This is a genomic window from Nesterenkonia lacusekhoensis (genome assembly GCF_017876395.1).
GTDB lineage: Bacteria > Actinomycetota > Actinomycetes > Actinomycetales > Micrococcaceae > Nesterenkonia > Nesterenkonia lacusekhoensis.
The window spans coordinates 599358-622246 of sequence record NZ_JAGINX010000001.1; the positions used below are offsets into that span (position 1 = coordinate 599358).

A 22889-nucleotide genomic window follows, 5' to 3' on the forward strand; every position below is an offset into this window, starting at 1 on the left:
CGACTCTAACCGATCGGGGTGACACGTGGATGACACAGGTCACTGCACGTAGCGCGCCTTCCGGGGCACCCGTACGCTGGTGCAGATGGCTCAGCACCTCTTCGACCAGGATGGCGGCGCCCCAGAGGCGGAGACGCCTCGGCACAGCAGATGGCGGCGTCGGGTGGTGTTCGTGCTCTCCGGAGCCGCAGTCCTGCTGCTGGTCGGGCTCGTGGCCTCCTTCCTCTATCTGAACTCCCTGGCCGACTCCTATGAGGAGTCGGTCCAGACCTTCGACGAGACCTTCCCCGAGGAGGCAGACCGTCCGGAGCGGCCCGAGCGCGTGGAGGCCGGAGCCGACGGAGAGCAGACCGCAGTGGAGGATGAGTCTCTGAACATCCTGCTCATCGGCTCCGATGAGGGCGGCGGATCCGGCATGGAGGAGGACCTGCCGATGGTCCCCAACGCCGGACGGGCGGACACGATGATGTTGGTCCACGTCCCGCATGAGCGCGACAGCATCCAGGTCATGTCCATCATGCGTGACACCTGGGTGGAGATCCCCGGCCACGGTGAGCATAAGATCAACGCCGCCTTCTCGCTGGGTGGGGTGCCGCTGGCCGTGGAGACCATGGAGTCGCTCTTCGAGGTGCCCATCGACCACGTGGCCGCCATGGACATGATCGGCTTCCAGAATCTGGTGGGCACTCTGGGCGGAGTCACGGTGGACCCGCCGGTGGCCTTCACCTCACGCGACGGGTTCTCCTACACCGAGGGCCCACAGGACCTGCGCCCGGAGGAGGCGCTGTCCTTCGTCCGCGAGCGGGCGGCCTTCGACGGCGCCGGCGACCAGCAGCGCACCGCCAACCAGCAGGCCTTCATCGGCGGAGTGCTCAACGAGGTCCTTCAGCCCTCCACCTTCACCAGCCCCGCCCGGGTCCACGAGCTGGTGGAGGACTTCGCTCCGCATATGACGGTCGATCAGGAGCTGGCAGATTCCGGCCATGTCGCAGGACTGGGCTGGCAGATGCGCAGCATCCGTGGATCGGACATCGACATGTTCACCCTGCCTCACAGCGGTCTGGGTGAGACCGACGGGCAGTCAGTGGTCTGGCCCGATGAGCAGGCCATCGACGAGGCCGCCGAGGCGCTGCAGGACGGGCATTTCGACGACTACGCCGCTCAGCACTGAGGCGCTGAGCAGTTATGACGCGCTGAACAGTTGTGACGCACTGTGCAGCTGTGAGGCGCTGTGCACCTGTGAGGCGCGGCGCAGTCGCGGCCGGCCGAGCGGCCGGCGTCGGGAGTCTCAGATGGTGATCTCGCCGTTGGGGGAGCGGAAGGTGACCGACATGATGCCCGGCGTGCCGGAGGGGGCGATCCAGTCCACGTCCACGTCCTCGAAGGGATCGGCGTCGGGGCAGTTCAGCCAATCGGTGACCCGTTCCGGGGATCCGGCGATGGCCAGCTGGGTCAGCTCAGCCTGCGGGGAATAGGCCTGGGACGGGTGGATGTCCTCAGTGCCCTCGTCCCAGCGCAGCAGGTAGGGGACCTGAGGGTCAGCGATCAGACCCTTGATGCCGATCTGCTGCCAGGTGAGCTCATTGCCGTCGGGGAACTTGCGGTTGCCCGGCACGGACTTGCGGCCCAGGCGCTCTTCGAACCGGGAGAGGTCGTCCACGGAGACGCACCAGCCCATCCAGCCGCCGCCCACCTGGGAGCGGTTGCGCACCGCCTGACCGAAGGGCGCCTTATCGGCGGAGGGGTGGTCCAGGACCTCCACGATCTCCAGGTACTGGCGCTTGGCCAGCGGGATGATGGCATTGCGCGTGCCGAAGCGCGGATGGATTCCGCCCTTGACCCGCTCCACGCCGAGAGCATCGACGATCCGCCGAACTGTGGCATCCATGCCGTCCGGCCCGACTGCGTACGAGACGTGATCCAAGCGCATCATGCCCCCATACTGACAGCAGCGGTGTGACATAGGTAAATCGAGAGCAGTCTCACAGTCATCTGAGTACACGAATGCGCTCCAGGGGGTCCGCTCCGGCCTCGGACGACCCGAGGGACGAGCGCGGATCCGAGCGGCAACTTCTACGGTTCGTAGAAGTATCGGGATGGTGCGTATCCTGGTGGGGTGCTCAAGACCGCGCTGCAGCCGAAATGGATCGCGATGCTCCTGCTCGCGCTCCTCCTTGCGACCGTGTTCGTGGTCATGAGCGCCTGGCAGTTCGGCGAATCCCGCACCGAGGGCAATCCGGTGGAGCACCTCACCGAGGAGCCGGTGCCGATGACCGAGATCTATGAGCCCGAGCGCGGCATGACCATCTATGAGGCCGACCGGATCGTCGACATCTCCGGCGAATTCGTCGAGGACACCCAGATCATCGTCGATGAGCGCCTTCAGGGCGAGGAGATGGGCTACTGGGTGGTCGCAGCGTTCCGCGTGGACGGCGCCCCCGATGATGAGGTGATCCCCGTGGTCCGCGGCTGGGTGGATGACCTCGACGACGTCGACTCCCTGCCCGCCGGCGAGCAGCTGGAGGTCCGCGGACGGCTGCTCCCCACCGAGGCCCCCGGTGAGGGCCCGCGTGAGAACCCCGGAGTCTTCCCGACCCTCTCGGTGGCCGAGCTGATCAACGTCTGGGATGAGCCCTCCTACTCCGGCTTCGTGGTGGCCTTCGAGACCACCGACGCCTCCGGCCAGGAGGTCGGCGCCCAGGCGGAGGACTCTCCGCTGGAGCCGGTCTGGGTGGACACCCAGCCGGAGACCTCCGACATCAACTGGCAGAGCCTCTTTTACGCCGTGGAATGGGCGGTCTTCGCCGGCTTCGCCTTCTATCTCTGGTGGAGGATGGTCAAGGACGCCCACCTCAAGGAGCTGGAGGAGCAGCGCCTGGACCGCGAATGGGAGGAGCAGTGGCGCCGCGAGCAGCTGGCCAAGCTGCAGGCCTCCCGTGCCGCCAGCACCGAATCGGACAGTACAGACCCGAAGGACACGTCATCGTGAGCGAGCCCCGCACCCCCGCAGAGAACGCCGAGCGCCCCGAGAACACAGCGGCTGAGGCCTCCGCCGAGCCCTCCGTCGAAACCCCGGTGGAGGAGATCGACCTGGGCACCCCGCCGCCGCGTCCGGGCCGAGAGGCCCGCCGCTTCTACGGCACCCACGCCCAGATCCGCAGCGCGCTGACGTTCTACCGTGTCATGGCCTTCATCACCGGAACCTTCCTGCTGCTGATGGTGGCCAAGATCCTGATCAGCGGCTCGCTGTTCGGCTGGGTGTTCTTCGAGGGCGGCCAGGAGCTCTACATCGGCGGCACCACCGCCTCCGGTGAGGAGAACACCATCGGGTTCTTCCCCGCCGAGTCCCTGCAGGACGCCCGCTCCACCTCCACGCTGATCGCCCAGGCCCACGGCGTGGCCTACATCGTCTATCTCATCGCCGGCTTCCGGCTCTGGTACTTGGTCCGCTGGGGCGTGGGCCGGCTGCTGCTGATCATCTCCGGCGGCCTGATCCCGTTCTTCAGCTTCTTCGTGGAGCGTAAGATCGTCGGCTTCGTCCGCCGGGATCTGGAGGCCGCGCCCGAGGCCGCACCCCGGTACTGAGAGCCCCGGTGCTGAGAGACTTCAGCCCACATCACAGCAGTTAGGATGGTCAGGTGACTTCTCAGCCTGCAGCAGAGCGCCCAGACGTCCCCGCCGCCGAGCGGGCGGATTCGGAGGCGCAGACGGTCCTCGTCGTCGACTACGGCGCCCAGTATGCCCAGCTCATCGCCCGGCGGGTCCGTGAGGCCCGGGTCTACTCGGAGGTCGTGCCGCACACACTCTCCGCAGAGGAGATCCTGCGCCGCAGCCCGGCCGCTGTGATCCTCTCCGGCGGACCCGCCTCCGTCTACGCCGAGGGCGCCCCCTCTGTGGAGAAGGAGCTCTTCGAGGCCGGGGTGCCGGTCATGGGCATCTGCTACGGCTTCCAGGCCATGGCCCACGCCCTGGGCGGCGAGGTGGCCCGCACCGGGGACCGCGAGTACGGCAAGACCGAAGTCCGCTCCACCACGGCGCCGCACTCTCTGCTGGGCGGCACCGACGAGGTCCAGTCCACCTGGATGTCCCACAGCGACTCCGTGCAGCAGGCCCCGCAGGGCTTCGACGTCCTGGCCACCTCCGACGGCGCCCCGGTGGCAGCCTTCGCCGACGACCAGCGCCGCCTCTACGGCGTGCAGTGGCACCCGGAGGTCAAACACTCCCCGCAGGGTCAGCGGGTCATCGAGAACTTCCTCTATGAAGGCGCTGGGCTCCGGCCCGAATGGACCACCGGCAACATCGTCGAGGAGCAGGTCGAGGCCATCCTCGAGCAGGTCGGCGAGGCCCGTGCGATCTGCGGCCTCTCCGGCGGTGTGGACTCCGCTGTGGCGGCCGCTCTGGTGCAGAAGGCCATCGGCGAGCAGCTGACCTGTGTGTTCGTCGATCACGGTCTGCTGCGTGAGGGCGAGGTCGAGCAGGTCAAGCGCGACTTCGTCGCCGCCACCGGTGCCAAGCTCTACGTGGCGGACGAGAAGGAGCGCTTCCTGACCGCACTCGCTGGGGTCTCGGACCCGGAGGAGAAGCGCAAGATCATCGGCCGCGAGTTCATCCGCGCCTTCGAGGACGCGGAGAAGGCCGTGCTGGAGGAGGCCGCCGCCGACGGCGCCCGCGTCGAGTTCCTCGTCCAGGGCACCCTGTACCCCGACGTCGTCGAGTCCGGCGGCGGTGAGGGGGCGGCCAACATCAAGTCCCACCACAATGTGGGCGGTCTGCCCGAGGACATGCAGTTCAAACTGGTCGAGCCGCTGCGCGCCCTGTTCAAGGATGAGGTCCGTGCCGTGGGCGCCGAGCTGGGCCTGCCGGCCGAGATCGTCCAGCGCCAGCCTTTCCCGGGCCCGGGCCTGGGCATCCGGATCATCGGTGAGGTCACCGCAGACCGGCTGGAGATCCTGCGCAAGGCCGATGCCATCGCCCGCGAGGAGCTGACGGCGTCGGGCCTGGACCAGGAAGTCTGGCAGATGCCGGTGGTGCTGCTGGCCGACGTGCGCTCCGTGGGAGTCCAGGGCGACGGCCGCACCTACGGCCACCCGATCGTGCTGCGCCCGGTCTCCTCCGAGGACGCCATGACCGCCGACTGGTCGCGGCTGCCCTACGACCTGCTGGCCACGATCTCCAACCGCATCACCAACGAGGTGCAGGAGGTCAACCGAGTAACCCTCGACGTGACCTCGAAGCCCCCCGGGACCATCGAGTGGGAATGATCTAGCATCGTCTCTCAGAATGAACGGTCCTGGAAGGTCGAATGTGAGCGAGAAGCCTGACGCTGAGAGCACGGAGCACGCTGAGCATGCCGACGGCGCCCCTGCGGGCGGTGACGTCACGGCGTGGATCGAGTCGCTGGGAACCGGCACGGAGAATGACACGATGCTGCGGTTCACCCCCTCGCAGTACAACGCGATCGACCTGACCGAGGGAAACACCTCGGGGATCATGCAGCTCTTCGCGGGGCGCCGCACCCGGCTCTCCACGCTGCTCAACGAGGCCGGTGCCTTCAGCGCCGGCCGCCAGGCGGCCCAGGGCATCCGGGCCAAGATCCGGGAGATGTCCGAGGAGCGCGGCATCGACGTCGGCTTCCTGGCCGCCGGGATCGCCTCCTGGACCGAGGCCTCCTCCTCGGGAGGCTCTGAGCAGTTCACCGCTCCAGTCATGCTGGTCCCGATCAGCCTGCGCCCGCGCGAGGAGAGCAACGACGACTACGAGATCCAGTTCACCGGACCGGCGCGGCTGAACCCCGCGCTGGCCCGGCACATGCTCGCCCACCACGGGCTGCTGCTGGACCCGGTGGAGTTCCACAACGCCGGCTACGCCACCGCCCGCTTCGACCCGGTGCGCACTGCCGAGCTGCTCTCCCGGCTGGCCTCTCGCGCCGCACCGGCTCAGGAATCCAGCCGCGCCGCTCTGGATTCCCTGCAGGTCTGGCGGCAGGTCTATGTCTCCAGCTTCGCCGACCTGGCGGATCTGGGGAATCCCTCCGCTCTGAACCTGGACCACCCGGTGCTGCGCGCCCTGGCCTCCGGCACCCGGCTGCCCCAGCGCGAGGCCGAACAGGCCTTGGCCGATCTCCCGCCGCTGGATGAGCGCGATCCGCGGGAGGAGCTGCTGGTGGCCGACGCCGACGCCGATCAGCAGGCCGCCCTGGACGCCATCCTCGCCGGCACCTCGGCCGTGGTCTCCGCACCCCCGGGCACCGGACAGACTCAGACCGCCATCAACGCCGCCGCCGGGCTGGCCTGGCAGGGCAAGCGGGTGCTGGTGGTCGCCGAGCGCGCTGCTGTGCTGGAGGAGTTCAAGCGCCGGCTCAGCGACGTCCGTCTGGGCACTCTGGCCATGCACGTGCCGGCCTCAGCCACCCCGGAGGAGCTGCGCGATCAGATGATCCGCGCCCTGCGCCGTGCCGAACGTGCCGAGCCTCCGCGTCAAGGGGCGCTGCACGCCAAGCTCGCCGAGCGCCGCCACCAGCTGGTGGATCACGTCAAGTCGCTGCACAATGTGCGCTCCCGCTGGCAGTGCTCGCCCTACCAGGCGATGCAGGCGCTGGCCGCGCTGACCTCGCTGAACCCCGCACCCTCCACCTCGGTGCGGCTGAAGCGTTCGGTCCTGGACAACACGGTGGACCGCAGCCAGGTGGCGGTGAAGCTCAAGCGCGCCGCCGAGCTGGGGTCCTTCTCCCCGGAGACCCGCAGCAGTCCCTGGTTCGGAGCACGGCTGTCCAACCGGCAGGAGACCCGCGATGCCCTGACGCTGGTCCGGCAGCTGAACGAGGAGCTGCCCCGGCTGAAGGGACAGATGCAGGACGCCGTCGAGCAGGTCGGCGTCGAGCTGGGCACCAGCTTTGCCGACTGGCACGCGCAGGTGGTGCTGTTCCAGCGTGTCCAGGAGTCGCTGGGCAAGTTCAGCCACGACGTCTACGCCAAACCCGTCGATGACCTGATCGCGGCCACGGCGCCGGGCTGGTGGAGGCGCCAGCACAACGTGGAGATGTCCTCGATGACCCGCTCCCGCCTGCGTCGGGTGGCCAAGGAGTACGTGCGCCCCGGGGCCTCCATCAACGACCTCCACAGCTCTCTGGTGGACATCCAGTCCGAGCGTGAGGAGTGGGGCACCTGGACGCCGCGGGACGCGAAGAACCCGTCGCTGCCCAAGGCGCCGAAGAACCTGGACCGGCTGGCCGACATCATGGGAGATGTCCAGACCCAGCTGGAGAAGCTGGTCTCGGTGCTGGCTCCGGTGACTGAGGCCGCAGACGGGACTGCCGGGACTGCGGAGGAGGTTGCGGGCCGGAAGGACCGTGAGCAGCCGGACGAGGTCCGCGGCGGCTCCCTGACGCTGATGGACATGCCTGCAGAGAAGATGCTGCAGACGGTGGAGACCCTCGCCTCCGATGAACGGCCGCTGGAGACCCTGCCCGAGCGCACGCTGCTGACCGAGCAGCTGCGCGAGCAGGGCTTCCGCGAGCTGCTCGATGACTTCGCCGCCCGGCAGGTCGGCCAGGACCAGGTGGCCGATGAGCTGGAGCTGGCCTGGTGGCAGTCCGCCCTGGAAGCCATGATCTCCGGCGACGACTACCTGGCGATGACCACCGGCGAGAACCTGCGGACCATCGAGGCCGAGTTCCGCCAGGCCGACGCCGCCCACATCGAGACCGGTGCCCAGCGGCTGAACCACCGGCTCGCCGTGCGGTGGAAGTCCGCCGTGGAGACACATCCGGCCGCCGCCGCACAGCTGAAGACGCTGCTGCGCGACACCGCCCCCATCGTCCCGGACCTCGAGGAGGTGGAGCCGGCCCTGACCCAGCCGCTGGTCCCCCTCTGGACGACCTCGCCGCTGGGGCTGGCCGAGCAGTTCCCGCACGATCCCTCCGGCTCCGGCACCAGCTCCGCCGAGTTCGACGCGGTGCTGCTGCTCGATGCCGAGACTCTGGCGGTCCCGGCCGCACTGGCGGCGATCTCCCGGGCCGAGCAGGTGGTGGCCTTCGGCGACCCGGTCTCCGGAGCGCCCAAGCAGTTCCAGGTTTCAGCGGATCCGATCGCCCGCGAGGCCGAGCAGCAGGTCCCGGACTCCATCTACGCCGAGCTCGCCGCAGTGCTGCCGGAGCACCGGCTGCGCCGTGTTCACCGTGGGGTGGACCAGGAGCTGACCAGCATCATCTCAGAGTCGCTCTACGGCGGGGAACTGGTGCGCCTTCCCGACGCCGCCCAGCTCACCGGCCAGGGCCGCAGCCTCAGCGTGGAGTACCTCGGGGCGAACAGCAACCGTCCCGGCGGACGCGACTCGGTGGAGTCTCCCACTGTGGAGGTCAACCGGGTGGTGGACATGGTCTTCGAACACGTCCGGGCCAACCGGGACCGCTCCCTGGCGGTCATCACCGGTTCCGAGTGGCACGCACGCCGCGTGGCCGATGCGATCCGACTCAACCTGGCCAACCACTCCTGGGCCAAACCGTACTTCGAGCACGGCGCGGCCGGTTCCGGCGTCGGGGCGGGGGAGACCTTCGTGGTGGCTCCGGTGGAGCGGGCCCACGGCCTGGTCCGCGACGACGTCATCTTCTCCTTGGGCTTCGGGCGCTCCATCAAGGGTGACGCCGTGCACACCTTCGGCGAGCTCTCCGAAGCCCGCGGACGCGAGTACTTCGCCGCCGCGATGACCCGAGCCCGCGAGCAGCTGAAGATCGTGACCTCGCTGGCCCCCTCGGACCTCAACCCGGACCTGCTCGACGCCGGTGCCGCCGAGATGTACCGGCTGCTGGAGACCGCGATGGGCTCTGAGGACAATCCGACGGCGTCTGCCTCACTGACCGACCCGCTGGTGTTGGACCTGGTGGACAGGATCCGTGCCCGCGGCGGCCGGGTGGAGGACGGCTTCCGCGGCACACTGGACCTGGCCGCCTGCCCGCGCAAGGTCACTCCGATGTCCAAGGTGGTGCCCCTGGCGATGGCCTCGGACGGCACCCAGAGCTACGCGCAGATGTCGGTGCGCGAGCGCTCCCGTCAGCGCCCCGAGGCCTTCGAGCGGCTGGGCTGGAACTACATGGTGCTCTGGACCATCGAGGTCTTCTCCGACCCGATCCGCTGCACCGAAGTGGTCGCCGACAAGGTGGGCCTGGCCGCTGGGCCGGAGTTCGCCGAGGCCGGACGGATCGCGCTGAACACCACCGGTGCCCTGGCCGACCGTCTCCCCAAGGAGGGGGCTGGAGCACGCATCCAGACCGGACGGTCGCAGCCGGTGCGCTTCGGCGGGGCCGCCGACGCGGAGGACGAGGAGGCGCACCGCCCTGCCAAGCAGTGGCCATCACCCCGGGAGCGGGGCAAGTGGGTGCAGTGACGGGGCCCTCAGCGGAGGGGCCCAGGAGACGGCGTCGTGTGGTCTCCCCACCGACCTCGGGGCAGCCCGAGGAGGTGGAGTCTGAGGTCTACGACCCGCTGAGGAGCATCGATGAGGTGCCTCGGAAGGCTGCACCCGGGCAGAAGACTGCTGGACAGGATTCTGCGGGGCAGGATTCTGTTGGGCCGGGTTCTGCAGGACAGAGGTCCGACCGCTGGTTCCTGGAGCAGCGCCCGCCCCACTGGGGCTGATTCCTCCACAACGGCAGCCGTGGGGAGACCGCCACGCTCGGGACTCCCCAGATCCCTGACAGTATGGTCAGAGGCCTGCTGTGTGCCGGAATGCTGGGTCTATGAGCACCCACACCGACGCCGCCGGCACAGCCCTGAACACACGCCGTCAGCGCCGCAGCTACGCCGGCGCCCCACAGGAGGAGCCTGAGACTCAGGAGACGGTGGCTGCCCGTCGCGGGAGAGCCCGACCAGCAGCACGACCGAGGGCCGGCGGCGGTCCGCAGGCTCTGGGCTCCGGTGCCTCGCCCTCCTGCGATCTGCGTGCTGACCAGGCTCGCTCGGCCGGCGCGCCACGGTCAGCATCCGAGGCCGCAGTGCGGCATCGACGCTCGGCGCGCCGCGACCCCGGCCGGTCCGGCCGCAGGAGCCGACCGCCCCGGGTCCAGCGGCGGCTGCGCGGATCCTCCGCGCGCAGGGTGTTGCAGCGTCTTCGGATCCCGGTGGCTCTGCTGGTGGGCATCTGCGCCGTGGGAGCAGGGATCCTTGCCGGAGGTGAGACCCAGGTGGAGACGGCGACGGCGGTTCAGGTCTCCTCCCCGGTGGCCGCCGGCCAGACTCTCACCGCCGCGGATCTGGAGGAGACGCAGGTGGATGTGGCCGCAGTCCCGGATCAGCAGGCTCAGCTCGATCAGCTGCTCGGCCGGCAGGTGGCGGTGCCGCTGCCGGCCGGGGCGCTGGTGCACCAGGAGCACCTGGTGGGGCCCGGACTGCTGGAGGGACAGGAGGATGGAGTGGTCGCTGTGCCGGTGCGCCCGGCAGACACCGCCATCGTGGGGATGCTGACCCCGGGCCAGACCGTGGACGTGCTGGTCTCGGCCGACTCTGCCGAGTCGGGATCCTCCTCGCGCACAGTGGCCGCAGCCGCGCCGGTGCTGTGGACACCCACCTCAGAGGACGAGAACTGGCTTCCCGGGGCGGGAGAGGCCGGCAATGTGGTCATCGTGGCCGTGGAGGCCGAGACCGCAGAGGCCATCGCCGAAGCCACACATGAGGGCAGGCTCCATCTGAGCCTGGTCGGCAGGCAGGGCTGACCGGCAGGCAGGGCTGAATGGCAGGCAGGGCTGAATGGCAGGTGCGGCCCAGCGGACTGCCGCCCGGTTCAGGCTGAGGCGCTGCTCGCCGACGTGCTGGAGGAGGACGAGCTGCCCGAGGAGGACGAGCTGCCCGAGGAGGAGCCCGCAGATGAGCTGGACGAGGAGCTGGAGGAGCCGGCGTCGGAGCTTCCGCTGCTCTCGGACGAGCTGGAGGAGCTGGAGGAGGAACCGGAGGACGAGGAGCTGGAGCTGCCGCGCGCATCGTTGCGGTAGAAGCCCGAGCCTTTGAACGTGACACCCACGTTGCCGAACTTCTTGCGCAGGGTGCCGGTGCACTCAGGGCAGGTGGTCAGGGAGTCGTCGCTGAAAGACTGGACGATGTCGAAGGCGTGGCCGCAGTCCTTGCACAGGTACGAATAGGTAGGCATAGCTTCAACAGTATATAGCGGTCCGCAGCAGGCGCTCGGAGGTCACGATCTCCCGGACACGCAGATCGTGGGGCAGGACCTCGAAGCTCCCAGGCTCCAGGGTCTCCTCCGGATGCACCACGGCGATGACCCGGATCGCGGACTGGGGGCTGAGCAGAGACGCCGCAGCACCTTCGGGGCCGAGCAGGGAGTCGTAGTAGCCGCCGCCCTGGCCCAGCCGACCACCGGCTCGATCCACCGCCACAGCCGGGACCAGCACGGTGAGCTCGGGCGATTCCTGCAGGATCTCCCGCAGATGGAGCCGATCTCCTTCCGGCTCCTCGACCGGGGCGAAGTCGCTGCGCTGGGTGGGCGCCTGCGGGCTCCAGGACACCCACAGCATCTGGCGCTGCCCGGTGATCACCGGCACGAACACTTCGCCGCCGCGACCGTGATGGGCGGTCAGGAACTGCTGCACATCGGGTTCGCCCGGCGTGGGCAGGTAGGCCAGTACGCGCTGGTCCGCCGGGATCTGCTCCAGCAGCAGGCGGCTGAGCTGCTCAGCCCGCGCGTGGAGGACCGAGCCGCTCAGCCGGCGTCGTGCCTGGCGCAGTTCGGCCCGGATCTCCTGTTTGGAACGCTCACGTGCCACAGCCCCAGCCTAACCCCCACGCCTCGACTCGGATCACCCAGGCAGAGAGGAACGGAGAGCACGGCGCAGCTCGGCTGCGGCAGCGGGGTAGCGCGGACGGAAGGCGTAGACACAGCCCAGGCGCAGCAGAGTGGCCTGTTCATAGGCGGACAGCGTGTCCTGGGCGACGCCGGCGCGGTAGGCAGTGTCATTGATCGCCCGGACCACCGCCGCAGACTGCTCCCGGGACCACACGCCCTGCTCGGCCCGCCACCGCGCATGAGCCCGCAGATTCGCCAGATCCAGGGCCGGCGGGGCCAGACAGGCGGTGTCCACGTCCAGAACTCCGGGGCCGTGATCGGGCGACCACAGAAGCTGTTTGTCATGCAGGTCCCGGTGCGCCGGGACCACCTTCCCCGCAGGCGCCTCCTGCAGCCGGTGGGCCGCCGACTCCACGGCGTCGACCAGCAGCTCGAAGTCCTCGATGACCGGCTGAGCATGCTGAGCCCATCGGCGCAGCACGGCGATCTCGGCATCCGCGTCATGGACCGGTGTGCCCTCCGGCAGCTCGCCGGGATGCTGGATGGTGGTCTCCCAGGCCTCGAGCACCTGCGCCCAGGCCACCTCCCAGTCGGCGGCCGAGAAGCGGTGGGCCTCATGCAGGCTCGTCCCGCGCAGAGCTTCGAAGCTCACGGTGGACTCATCGGAGCCCAGCACGCGGGGTGTGCGGAAGGGCCCGTCGAAGGCCTGCGCTCGCCGGATTCCCTCCATGATCTCGGCAGTACGGCCCGGGCGCACCACTTTGACGAACCGGGTTCCGCCGCCGCCAGCGCCACCTTCACGCCGCACCACGGCCCGCTTTCCCGGACGGTGTGAGACCACGACGCCGTCTGCGGCAGCGCTGGCCAGAGCCTTGAGCCTGGGATCCTCACCGGCAGGCAGCAGCTGCAGCGTGCTGGCGGAGGCGCCCTCGCCGGGGTGGAACCAGCCGGCCCGCAGCACAGGCTCGACGCCGTCGGCGGCACGGACCTCCACCGGCAGCGGAGCTGAGGCGGCGGGCCAGACGCGCTCGATCAGCCAGGAACGGCCCTCCGCAGGGGAAGTCTCAGGGGGTAGATAGTGCACAGTTCTCCACAGCAGTCTCAGCCGATTCGATTCTCATGGTCACTTTAGCGGCCCAGTCGGCGTCACAGTTGCGGAAGGGGTCCAGCGCTGAGGCCAGATGTGCATAGCTCTCCCACAGAGCCATCGCAGCGGGGTCGGTCGCTGAGATCTCCTGATATCCGGCCAGGAAGGCCTCCAGCAGCTCCGGCTGCCCGGAGGTTCGGCAGGAGGCAGCCCAGGAGCCGACGTCGCGCATGGCAGGCCCCAGACCGGCGCGGTCCAGGTCGATGATCCGGATCTTATGGCTGCCGGGGGCCGCCAGCACGATCTGGTCGGGGGAGAGGTCCCCGTGCAGCTCCACCGGCCGTCCGGGGTTCTGGGCCATGGCGGTGGAGGTCAGCTTCTCCGCCAGGGCCTCCACACGGTCCGCCAGCCAGGGCGCGATCTGCGCGACGGCGTCCACACAGCCGTCGACGTCGGCCTCCAGCGCCGGCAGCACAGGCTCCGCCTCCGTGACGGGGAGGCTGTGCAGCTCGGCGATCCGCCGGCCGGCCGTCCGCGCGGCCGGGACGAAGGGGTCCTTCAGCAGGTCGGTGTGCCCCCAGAGGGGTGCGGTGGTGGCCGTGCCCCGTCCGCCCAGCGGCTTCATCCGGGTCACCGGCAGGCCGGCCGCGCGCCAGCGCTCGGCGGTGGAGACGATGTGACCCAGGCTTCCGGCGGAGACCCGCACCACATGCTGGGCGGGCTCCCCCTGGGCGGAGAGGTGGTCCACGACGGCGACCACCCGCCGGCGCGGGTTGTACCGGAGGATGCGCCAGCGGGCCTCCGGGCCGAGGGCCTCATGGGCGGCGGCCAGCTCCCGGCCCAGCCAGCGGTCGGCCCAGACGGCTCCGGAGACCAGGTAGGGGCTCTCCGAGCGGTGGACGGTGACCTCCTGGCCGAGCTCGGCGGCCCGGATCAGCAGCTTGGCGTATTTGTCGGCGTCGTCGGCGAGCACAGTCCAGCCGTGCTGGTCGGAACCCCGGAGCCGGTGGCTGACGACCACCGAGTGTCCCGGCTTCAGCCGCAGGTGGGTCGCCTCGGTCTCGGTCCCGAGGAGCTCTGAGAGCCCCTCATCGCTCAGCAGCGCCTCGGCGCCGCGTAGCCCGGCAAGCTCTGCCACATGGGCATCCGCACGTTCAGTCACACACGATCCTCTACGTCCAGGCGCTGGTCCTGCATGGACTCGCGCTGAGTCGCGGCCCAGCGGGCCAGCATGCTGTCCTCATCGGCGAGCAGCTCCTCCGGGGAGCCGTCCTCGACGATCTGTCCTCCGTCCAACCATAGGATGCGGTCCAAACCTTGGATGGTGCTGAGATCATGCGTGATGGCAACTGTGGTCCGGCCGCGGGTGAGCTCCCGCAGCGAGGACTCCACCAGCGCCCTGGAGGCCGGATCCAGGCCGGAGGTGGCCTCGTCCAGGATCACCACCGGAGCGTCGCGGACCAGCGCCCTGGCGATCGCGATCCGCTGCCGCTGCCCGCCGGAGAGCGTGTCCCCGCGGTTGCCGAGCACCGAGTCGTAGCCCTCCGGCAGCGCCATGATGAAGTCATGGGCTCCGGCCCGCCTGGCCGCGTCCTCGACCTCCTCATCGGTGGCGTCGAGCCGGCCGTAGCGGATGTTCTCCCGCACGGAGGTCGCGAACAGCACCGACTCCTGCAGCAGGATGGAGACGTTGCTGCGCAGGTCCTCACGGGTGACCCGCCGGGTGTCATAGCCGTCCACCAGCACGGCGCCGGAGTCGACGTCGGCCAGCCGCAGCAGGTAGCCCGCCAACGTGGACTTGCCTGCGCCGGAGGGGCCCAGCAGGCCCACCCGCTGGCCGGCGGGGATGTGCAGGCTCAGGTCCCTGAAGAGCTCGCGGCCGTGCCCGTCCTTGGTGGTGACCCGGTAGAAGGCGATGTCTCCGCGGACCCGGCCCATGGGCAGCGCGGGGTCCGGGTCGGTGATCTCCACCGGCTCGTCCAGCAGATCGGCGATGCGCTCGCCGGAGGCCGCCGCACGGGCGATGCGCCCGGTGTACTTGGCCATGTCCCGCAGCGGCTTCATGGCGATCTTCAGATACATCAGGAACAGCACCATATCGCCCGGGGTCATCACCCCGCCCAGCACCTGCCAGCCGCCGAAGCCCAGCACCACCGCGGTGGAGATGCCCACCAGCAGGTCGGTGGAGCGCTCCAGCCGGGCGGCGAGCTTGCGGGCCTTGATGCCCGCCTTCAGCGCCTTCTGGTTGCCGGCGGCGAAGCCCTGCGCCACGGTGTCCTCCAGCCCGTAGGCCTGGACCACACGGATGGCGGCCAGGGCCTCGGCGGCGTCGCCCACCAGCTGGCCCTCGCCCTTGCGGGTGGCCCGGGAGGCGGTGGTGATCTTGGGGGAGGCGAAGCGGCTGATCAGGAAGTACATCGCGGCGGTGGCCAGCACCACCATGGAGAGCACCGGGTTCAGCACGATCACCACCACGAACAGGGCGATCAGGGTGAGCAGATTGCCCACCAGCGGCAGCCCGGCGGTGACCGCCACCTCCTGGAGGCGTCCCATGTCTCCCACCAGCCGCTGCGAGGTGTCGCCCACGCTGGCCTTGGAGTGGTAGCGCAGGGAGAGGCTCTGGATGTGGTCGAAGACGCGGGAACGCAGCCGGGTGGCCACCTTCACCCCGGTCTTGGCGAAGGCGATGGTGGAGATGTAATTGCACACCGCACGGCCGCCCACGATGAGCGCGAGCATCACGGCCCAGAAGGCCAGCACGGTGCCGACGTCCTCGGGGACGGCCTCCACCTCTGAGATCTCCGCGCCGAGGGCCTCGGTCACGTTGTCCACGGCGAACTTGACCGGCCAGGGCTCCAGGATGCGGAAGAGGACGTCCCCGATCAGCGCCAGCATGCCCAGCGCGATCAGGACCTTGTGCTCCTTCAGATGCGGCCCGATCATCCGCAGCGTGCGCATCAGCGCCTGGCGGTGCTGGGCCCGCGGTGAGAGCTCCTGGCCGGAGGTGTTCCTGGGACTCACAGCGTCACTCCTGTGGGGAGGTCATCGGTCAGCTCGGCCAGCATGGCCGGGGAGAGCACCGGCAGGGGCGTGGTCAGCCCCGCATGGGTGCTGCTGGAGAGCCCGACGGCGCGCAGCAGGTCGCCGCAGCGCCGGGTCCAGGTGTGGCGTTCGACGACGGCGGCGCGCCCGGCGAAGGCCAGCCTGGTCCGCATCTGGGGCCGGGAGGCCAGCTGGTCCAGGGCGTTGGCCAGGGCGTCCTCATCCCCGGGAGGGACCAGGAAGCCCCGCTGCCCGGCGGAGATCTTCTCTGCGGGCCTCTCCAGAGCGTTCCCGCCCTTCCCGGAGAGCAGCTCCGGGAGCTCGCCCACGGAGGAGGCGACGACGGCGACCCCTGCGGCCAGGTACTCGTAGACCTTCAGCGGGGAGAAGTAGTGGCCTTCCCGCTCCGGCTTGGGGTAGGGGGCCACGGCCACGTCGAAGCGGGTCAGGATCTCCGGGATGTCCTGCGGGGGCACCGCCCCGTGGAAGGTCACCTGCCCGGCGACGCCGAGCTCCTGGGCCATGCGCTCCAGACGCTGCTGCTCCGGCCCGGCCCCCACGAACTCCAGGCGCCAGGAGGAGCGATCGGGGTGCAGGGAGGCGGCGAAGGCGCGCAGCAGCACATCAGTCCCGTGCCAGGGCTTGAGGGTCCCCACGAAGCCCACCGTGAAGGGGCGGTCTCCGCCGGCTGCGCCCTCCGGCTCCCCGGCCCCTTCTCGGGGGCGGATGCGCTCGGTGTTCACCCCGTTGGGGATGACCATCACCCGGGGCTCGCCGGCCTGGCCGGCCAGCAGCCCGCGGACCCAGGTGGCCACCGGCTCGGAGACGCAGGAGACCACATCGGCGGTGCCCAGCGCGCGCAGCGTGGCATGGCGGGCGCCCTCGGCGTCGTGGAGCTCGCGGTGGTCCCGCTGCTCCTGCAGCAGGGGCGCGTTGACCTCCATGACCAGGGGGACGTCACGGATGAAGCCGTGGTCGAGGTCGCTGTCCCGTTCGGTGTAGAGGGACTTCAGGGTGGCCCCGGCCTCGGAGAACAGCGAGTAGCGCTCATAGATCAGCTCATAGTCCTCCGCGGCGGCTTGCTGGGCCATCTGCAGGGAGGCCTGGGCGATGGCCTGCTCACGGGCGGCCACGCCCTCCTCGGCCGGCTCCACCGGGACGGTGACCACGCGCAGGTCGGCGAGGTCCTCCGGGACGGATTCAGTCTCCGGCCGTCCGGCCCTGTTCCCGCGTTTGGTGCAGTAGACGGTGACCTCGTGCCCGTGGGCGCGGAAGGCCCGGATCATCTCCTGGACATGGACGGAGGCACCCTTGGTGCCGAAGACGCCGATGCCGGGGTCGGCCAGCAGATAGGCGATTCTCATAGCAATGCTCCTTCAGCCAGGTCCTCTTCCCTCAGAGGATCCTGCGCAACGGTTCTGGATGCTGTGACCAGCGCGCGCAGCGCGGCGGCCTGGCGGCGGGAGTCGAAGAGCTCCTCCACCAGGGCCCGGGCGTTGTCGGTGAGCCGGCGGTGCTCGGCGGCAGCGGCGGAGTCGGTGCGGATCGCCTCGGAGACGGCGTTGGTCAGGGCCACCGTGTCACCGGAGGGGACCAGCCAGCCGGTCTCACCGGTGCGGATGACCTCCCCGACGGCGGTCACATCGGCTGCCACGCAGCGGATGCCGCGGGCCATAGCCTCGAGGAGAACAGTGGGCAGCCCGTCGGCATTCCCGTCCCGGCCCACCACGAAGGGGGCGACGAAGACGTCGTGGGTCCCCAGCAGGTCGCGGATCTCCGCCTGGGTGCGCGGTCCGAGCAGGCGGACCTCCTCCTGCAGCTCGAGACGGTCGATCTGTCGCTGAAGGTCAGCGGCCAGCGGACCGTCCCCGGCGATGTCGGCCTTGACGGCGACCCCGGCGTCGCGCAGGCGGGCGACGGCGTCGATGACCAGGTGGAAGCCCTTCTTCTCCACCAGCCGCCCGACGGCGAGCAGCCGGGGCGTGCCGGCGGAGGCGGGTCCGGCGGCCGCGGAGGAGCGGGGCGCATAGGGGAAGCGCTCCATCTCCAGGCCGTTGCGGACCAGTTTCAGGCAGGAGGTCGCAGCGGGGAAGCGGCGCCGCAGATCGGCCAGATTGTAGCCGGAGATGGTGATCGAGTGGTGGGCCTCGGCGAACTTCTGCTCCAGCTCCAGCTGGTCGACGTCCTCGTGGAAGATGTCCTTGGCGTGAGCGGTGAAGGAGTAGGGCAGCCCGGCGATCCGCCCGGCCAGCCGGGCCACGGTGGTGGCCACGGAGGCGAAGTGGGCGTGCAGATGGGTGACCCCGTGCTCCCGGGCCAGCCGGGCCAGGGACACCGCCTGGACGGCGTCGTCGGGGCTGTGCCGCAGCAGCTCCGGAAGACAGTCGCGCAGTCCGGCCATCACCAGGGGGTCCTCGCCGGAGAGGCTCAGATGCTGCCAGAAGCGGTTGGCGGTGTTGGGGCGGGAGACGTGGACCACCGGGGCCTTCACCCGGGCGAGCTCCGGGTGGAAGCGGGTGTCGGTGGAGGGGCGCAGGGAGAAGATGACGATCCTCTCACCCTGGGCCTCACGGGCCAGGATCTCGGAGACGATGAACGTCTCGGAGAAGCGCGGGTACATCTTCAGGACGTAGCCGACGACAGGCTGTCCTTCAGCGGACATGGAGGGGCTCCTCGGAATGTGCGGACGAGTGATGAGTGGAGGCGGCGGCCGGGACGCGGCCGATCAGCTGGGCGGCGAAGTCTCCCACCCGGGTCAGCCCGTCCAGGTCCACGCCGTCGCGCAGGGTGCGCCCGCCCACCGCGGAGGAGAACCAGGAGGACAGGGCGTCCGGGGTCAGCCGCTCGGCGGGGAGCGTGCTGATCGCCCCGGCCGCGGCCAGCGCGGCGGCGCGGCGGGGCTGTTCGGCGCGGCGGGTGCTCCGCGGGACCACCAGGGCCGGCGTCGTGGTGGCCATGACCTCGGCCATGGAGTTGTACCCGGCCATGCAGACCACCGCGGCGGCTTCACGGATGAGCTTGGGCACGTTGGGGGCGTAGCGGCGGACCTGGACGTACTCCGTGCCGTTGTTCACCGCCGAGTCGGCCACCGCTGTGACGATCCGGTCATAGTCCTCCGCCGGCATCTGCGGGCCGGCCAGGATCACGTGGCGGTGTCCGGCGGGCACCTGGGCGCGGGCCGCCGCCAGGCCGATCTGTCCGCCGTCGGAGCCTCCGCCGACCATGGTCAGCACATAGGGCTGTTCGGCGTGCACAGGATGGGCGCCGGCCGGATCATCCGGACGGCCGTGGGCCAGATAGCCGGTGGAGCGGCTCCGGGAGGCCAGCTCGGCGGGGAGCTCGCCGGTGGCGAAGGGGTCGTAGACGGCGTCGTCGCCGTAGACCCACATGGCGTCATAGTGCTCGGCCATCGCCTGGCCGCCGCCTGCGCGCTCCCATTCGCGCTGGGCGGCCTGCGGGGTGTCGAGCACGTCGCGCATGCCCAGCACCGTGGTGGTCCGGCCCCGCTCCTTGAGCATCCGCAGGGCGGGCTTGAGCTCTCCGCCCACGCCGAAGGGGTGGCGGTCCACGATGAACAGGTCCGGCTCGATGACCTCCAGGGCCGCGGAGACCGTGGAGCTGCGCAGCGCGGTCAGCCGCTCCACGGACATGGTCAGCTTGCGGGAGGCGTAGCCCTCCGCAGTGCGGGTGAAGCCGGGGAGCACCAGCCAGTCCCAGCCCGGGGGCAGGGAGTCGTTGGTCGCATCGGGATGTCCGGCGATCAGCAGCCCGCGCACCTGCTCCCCGGTGATGCGCGGGAGGTCGGCGGCCAGAGCGAAGGCGATCGCACGGTTGCGGCGGGCGTGGCCCAGCCCGACCGAGTCATGGGAGTACATGGCGACTGTGATGCTCATGGGTATCAGCCTGGAGGGTCATCATGAGAGCCGGATGAGAGCCGCCTGACGATCCGTGGGTGGATAGAGTGGAGCTTCGCCCGATCAGATCCACGTGAGGAGAACGAATGAAGGTCTTGGTGACCGGCGGAGCCGGCTACATCGGCAGCGTGGTGGCTCAGCAGCTGCTCGCCCAGGAACATGAGGTCCACGTGCTGGACGACCTCTCGGCAGGACACCCCGACGCCGTCCTCTCCGGTGCCCAGTGGCACCACGGCGACCTCTCCGCGGCGGCAGAGATCCTGGACTCCAGCTTCGGCGCGGTCATCCACCTGGCGGCGAAGTCCCTGGTGGGGGAGTCGGTGCAGCATCCGGAGCGGTACTGGCACGGCAACATCGTCGCCTCGCTGGGCCTGCTGGACACCATGCGTGAGGCTGGGGTGAGGCGGCTGGTCTTCTCCTCCACCGCGGCCGTCTACGGCAACCCGCTGCCGGACCTGCCCGGAGGCCTGATCACCGAGGACCACCCCGCAGCCCCGATCAACCCCTACGGCGCCTCCAAGCTGGCCATCGACCATATGCTCACCGCCGAGGCCAACGCTCACGGGTTGGCCGCTGTGAGCCTGCGCTACTTCAACGTGGGCGGAGCCTCCGACGGGCTGCGCGAACGTCACGACCCGGAGACCCACCTCATCCCCAACCTGCTCAAGGCCGCCCAGGGCGAGGGTCAGGGCGCCAAGCTCTTCGGCACCGACTACCCGACGCCGGACGGCACTGCCGTGCGCGACTACATCCATATCCTGGACCTGGCTCAGGCGCACCTGCTGGCCATGGAGTGGGTGCAGCCGGGCACCCACGAGATCTTCAACCTGGGCACCGGCGTGGGATCCAGCGTGCGTGAGGTGATCGACGCCGTCGAGCGGGTCACGGGCAAGGAGGTGCCGGTGACCGAGGAGCCGCGGCGCGCCGGGGATCCGGCGACGCTGGTGGCCTCCGGTCATAAGGCCCGCGAGGTTCTGGGCTGGGCGCCGCGGCACAGCCTGGAGGACATCATCTCCGACGCCTGGGACGCCCTGGAGAGCTGACCAGTTGTGTGGGCACTTTGGGGCGCTCTGAGTGATCCTCGGATGCTCAGAGCGCCCCAAAGTGCCCACACAACGCGGGTTTGGCGGCGGCGGAGACGGCGGCGACGACGGCGACGGAACCGGGCCCGGTTGCCGAGGCTCAGCTGCTGAAGAGCGCCTCGATCTCCTCGGAGAACTCCTCGAGCACCTTGTGGCGCTGCAGCTTCATCGACGGGGTCAGATGGCCCGACTCCTCTGAGAGCTCCGCCGGGACGATCTCGAACTTCCGGATGGACTCCGCGCGGGAGACCTGCTCGTTGGCGTGATCCACCGCCTGCTGGATCTCCTCGCGCACTGTGGGATCAGCCGCAGCCTCCTCCAGGCTGCGCCCGTCCAGAGCCTCGGCATCCAGGGTCACCAGAGCGCCCACGAAGGGCCGGCCATCCCCGACGACGACGCACTGGGCCACCAGCCGATGGGCGCGCACCGCCTCCTCCAGGGGAGTGGGCAGCACATTCTTGCCTCCTGCGGTGACGATCAGCTCCTTCTTCCGGCCGGTGATGGTCAGGAAGCCGTCGGCGTCGAGCTCACCGAGGTCACCGGTGCGGAAGAAGCCGTCGGCGTCGAAGGCCCCCAGCGTGGTCTTCTCCGCGTTGTGGTAGCCGGCGAAGACCACCGGTCCCTTCAGCAGGACCTCGCCGTCCTCAGCGATCCGGACCGTGGCGCCCGGCGCCGGCAGGCCCACGGACCCGATCCGGGTGGCCTCCGGGATGTTCAACGTGATGGGAGCCGTGGACTCGGTCAGCCCGTAGCCCTCCTGGACCGGCAGCCCGATCCCGGTGAAGAAATGAGCGATCTCCGGGTTCAGCGGGGAGGACCCGGAGACGAAGTGAGTGACGTTGCCGCCCATGCGGGCGTGCAGCTTGGAATAGACCAGCTTGGCGAAGAGTGCACGCTTGGCCTTCAGTGCGGCGCTGGGGCCCGCGCCGGTTCCGGCGGCCTGGGCCTGCAGCGCCTGCGAATAGGCGATGGCAGTGGATTTGGCGCTCTCGAACATGCGGCCCTTGCCCTGCGCATGAGCGGTGGCGGAGGCGCCGTGGAAGACCTTCTCGAAGACGCGGGGGACTGCCAGCAGCCAGGTGGGACGGAACGAGCCCAGGTCCTCGGTCAGCCGCTCAGTATTGGGGCTGTGGGCGACCTGGATGCCGTGGTGCAGGCAGATCAGCTGCACGGCCCGGGCCAGTACGTGGGCCAGCGGCAGGAACAGCAGGGTCCGGGACTCGCCTTCGCCCAGGATCTCCTCGGCGAAGGGGACGAGGTTGGCGCCGCCTTCTGCGAGGTTTCGGTGGGTGATGCGCGCGCCCTTGGGCGTGCCGGTGGTCCCCGAGGTGTAGACCAGGGTGGCGACGTCGTCGAGCCCTGCGGCGGACCGAGCCTTCTCCAACAGCTCGTCCGAGACCTCCCCGCCGTGGGATGCGATGGACTCCAGGTCTGCGGTGCTGCCCATCGGCAGGATCTCGACCGCGTGGGAGACCTCCTGCACCGCGTTCTCGACGGTGGGCCGCAGCTGCTCATCGCCGATCAGGACCAGGCCCGCCTCCGAGTGGGAGAGCAGGTGGGTGATCTGACGAGCGGAGCTGGTCTCATAGATCGGGACGGAGACGGCTCCGGCGAACCAGATCGCCTGATCGATCACGGCCCAGGAATAGCTGGTGGCCGACATGACCGCGACCCGATCCCCGGGGTTCAGGCCCAGGCCGATCAGGCCTCTGGCCGTGCGGCGGACCTGCTCCACAAAACTGGTGATGGAGACATCCACCCAGCCGCCGGCGCCGTTGGGCACCGCGTAGACAGCCTGATCCGGTGAGGCGGCCAGCAGCTCCAGCACGCCGTCGGTGACGTTGATCGAATTGTCCAGGTGCGTGACCTGCTCGGTGGAGCTCTCCGTGATGGGCGAGCCCCCAGCGGTGGCATCGGCGGGCTGCTGGGCGTGAGAGTCGGTGGAATTCACATGGGCAGTCTACCTACGCCACAGTT

General features: G+C 69.8%; 17 protein-coding genes and 1 pseudogene. 8 read left to right on the top strand and 10 right to left on the bottom strand.

Annotated features, from left to right (window positions below; genetic code table 11):
* The first annotated feature begins 85 nt into the window (after nt 1-85).
* Nucleotides 86-1171 carry an LCP family protein gene (locus tag JOF45_RS02900; RefSeq protein ID WP_210047802.1) on the top strand — a complete coding sequence of 362 codons (1086 nt, stop codon included), beginning with the start codon at nt 86-88 and terminating at the stop codon, nt 1169-1171.
* 117 nt (nt 1172-1288) lie between these two features.
* Here JOF45_RS02900 and JOF45_RS02905 read toward each other — a convergent pair whose 3' ends face one another.
* Complete coding sequence (locus tag JOF45_RS02905) at nt 1289-1933, bottom strand: VOC family protein (protein WP_210047804.1); 645 nt, start codon at nt 1931-1933, stop codon at nt 1289-1291.
* Nucleotides 1934-2116: 183 nt separating this feature from the next.
* Between JOF45_RS02905 and JOF45_RS02910 the strand changes: the two genes are divergently transcribed.
* From JOF45_RS02910 to JOF45_RS13590, 6 genes are all read left to right on the top strand, one after another.
* Nucleotides 2117-2989 carry an SURF1 family protein gene (locus tag JOF45_RS02910; protein ID WP_210047806.1) on the top strand — a complete coding sequence of 291 codons (873 nt, stop codon included), beginning with the start codon at nt 2117-2119 and terminating at the stop codon, nt 2987-2989.
* A complete protein-coding gene (locus tag JOF45_RS02915; RefSeq protein ID WP_342591372.1) occupies nt 2986-3585 on the top strand; it encodes a DUF3817 domain-containing protein in 600 nt (199 codons plus the stop codon). The genes JOF45_RS02910 and JOF45_RS02915 overlap by 4 nt, the downstream gene beginning before the upstream one ends.
* Before the next feature lie 53 nt (nt 3586-3638).
* Complete coding sequence (gene guaA / locus JOF45_RS02920) at nt 3639-5261, top strand: glutamine-hydrolyzing GMP synthase (RefSeq protein WP_210047810.1); 1623 nt, start codon at nt 3639-3641, stop codon at nt 5259-5261.
* A gap of 43 nt (nt 5262-5304) precedes the next feature.
* Entirely contained in the window at nt 5305-9381 is a 4077-nt protein-coding gene (locus JOF45_RS02925; protein ID WP_210047812.1) for a DUF4011 domain-containing protein, read from the top strand.
* A 352-nt stretch (nt 9382-9733) separates the two neighbouring features.
* On the top strand, nt 9734-10705 hold the full coding sequence (locus tag JOF45_RS02930; protein WP_210047814.1) for an RcpC/CpaB family pilus assembly protein: 972 nt from the start codon (nt 9734-9736) through the stop codon (nt 10703-10705).
* A 93-nt stretch (nt 10706-10798) separates the two neighbouring features.
* The gene (locus JOF45_RS13590) at nt 10799-10981 is read left to right on the top strand and encodes a hypothetical protein (RefSeq protein ID WP_342591511.1); all 183 of its coding nucleotides are present in this window, start codon (nt 10799-10801) and stop codon (nt 10979-10981) included.
* 14 nt (nt 10982-10995) lie between these two features.
* On the opposite strand, the pseudogene JOF45_RS13595 reads toward JOF45_RS13590, so the two are convergent.
* From JOF45_RS13595 to JOF45_RS02970, 8 genes and pseudogenes are all read right to left on the bottom strand, one after another.
* Nucleotides 10996-11136: pseudogene (locus JOF45_RS13595) on the bottom strand (FmdB family zinc ribbon protein); the annotation flags it as partial.
* Nucleotides 11137-11140: 4 nt separating this feature from the next.
* Nucleotides 11141-11767 (bottom strand): 5-formyltetrahydrofolate cyclo-ligase, encoded by a 627-nt coding sequence (locus JOF45_RS02940; RefSeq protein WP_210047818.1) that lies wholly within the window; start codon nt 11765-11767, stop codon nt 11141-11143.
* A 33-nt stretch (nt 11768-11800) separates the two neighbouring features.
* The gene (locus JOF45_RS02945; RefSeq protein ID WP_210047820.1) at nt 11801-12871 is read right to left on the bottom strand and encodes a phosphotransferase; all 1071 of its coding nucleotides are present in this window, start codon (nt 12869-12871) and stop codon (nt 11801-11803) included.
* Entirely contained in the window at nt 12852-14036 is a 1185-nt protein-coding gene (locus JOF45_RS13600; protein ID WP_210047822.1) for a phosphotransferase family protein, read from the bottom strand. Before JOF45_RS13600 ends, JOF45_RS02945 begins: the two co-directional genes overlap by 20 nt.
* Nucleotides 14033-15895, bottom strand: coding sequence for an ABC transporter ATP-binding protein (locus JOF45_RS02955; RefSeq protein WP_342591373.1), 1863 nt, complete (start codon nt 15893-15895; stop codon nt 14033-14035). The genes JOF45_RS13600 and JOF45_RS02955 overlap by 4 nt, the downstream gene beginning before the upstream one ends.
* Nucleotides 15892-17280 (bottom strand): glycosyltransferase family 4 protein, encoded by a 1389-nt coding sequence (locus JOF45_RS02960; RefSeq protein WP_210047824.1) that lies wholly within the window; start codon nt 17278-17280, stop codon nt 15892-15894. Before JOF45_RS02960 ends, JOF45_RS02955 begins: the two co-directional genes overlap by 4 nt.
* Nucleotides 17277-18578: a glycosyltransferase family 4 protein gene (locus tag JOF45_RS02965; protein ID WP_210047826.1), complete on the bottom strand. Its 1302-nt coding sequence runs from the start codon at nt 18576-18578 to the stop codon at nt 17277-17279. The genes JOF45_RS02960 and JOF45_RS02965 overlap by 4 nt, the downstream gene beginning before the upstream one ends.
* Nucleotides 18568-19809 carry a glycosyltransferase family protein gene (locus tag JOF45_RS02970; RefSeq protein ID WP_210047828.1) on the bottom strand — a complete coding sequence of 414 codons (1242 nt, stop codon included), beginning with the start codon at nt 19807-19809 and terminating at the stop codon, nt 18568-18570. The genes JOF45_RS02965 and JOF45_RS02970 overlap by 11 nt, the downstream gene beginning before the upstream one ends.
* Before the next feature lie 107 nt (nt 19810-19916).
* Between JOF45_RS02970 and galE the strand changes: the two genes are divergently transcribed.
* The gene (gene galE / locus JOF45_RS02975) at nt 19917-20873 is read left to right on the top strand and encodes a UDP-glucose 4-epimerase GalE (protein ID WP_210047830.1); all 957 of its coding nucleotides are present in this window, start codon (nt 19917-19919) and stop codon (nt 20871-20873) included.
* Nucleotides 20874-21012: 139 nt separating this feature from the next.
* Here galE and JOF45_RS02980 read toward each other — a convergent pair whose 3' ends face one another.
* Entirely contained in the window at nt 21013-22863 is a 1851-nt protein-coding gene (locus JOF45_RS02980; protein ID WP_342591374.1) for an AMP-dependent synthetase/ligase, read from the bottom strand.
* Nucleotides 22864-22889 lie beyond the last annotated feature (26 nt).

Bases quoted from the DNA above. Each gene is read 5' to 3' on its own strand.
- JOF45_RS02930 (WP_210047814.1), top strand. From the start codon at position 9,734: ATGAGCACCCACACCGACGCCGCCGGCACAGCCCTGAACACACGCCGT.
- JOF45_RS02905 (WP_210047804.1), bottom strand. From the start codon at position 1,933: ATGATGCGCTTGGATCACGTCTCGTACGCAGTCGGGCCGGACGGCATG.
- JOF45_RS02970 (WP_210047828.1), bottom strand. From the start codon at position 19,809: ATGAGCATCACAGTCGCCATGTACTCCCATGACTCGGTCGGGCTGGGC.
- JOF45_RS02965 (WP_210047826.1), bottom strand. From the start codon at position 18,578: ATGTCCGCTGAAGGACAGCCTGTCGTCGGCTACGTCCTGAAGATGTAC.
- galE (WP_210047830.1), top strand. From the start codon at position 19,917: ATGAAGGTCTTGGTGACCGGCGGAGCCGGCTACATCGGCAGCGTGGTG.
- JOF45_RS02900 (WP_210047802.1), top strand. From the start codon at position 86: ATGGCTCAGCACCTCTTCGACCAGGATGGCGGCGCCCCAGAGGCGGAG.
- JOF45_RS02960 (WP_210047824.1), bottom strand. From the start codon at position 17,280: ATGAGAATCGCCTATCTGCTGGCCGACCCCGGCATCGGCGTCTTCGGC.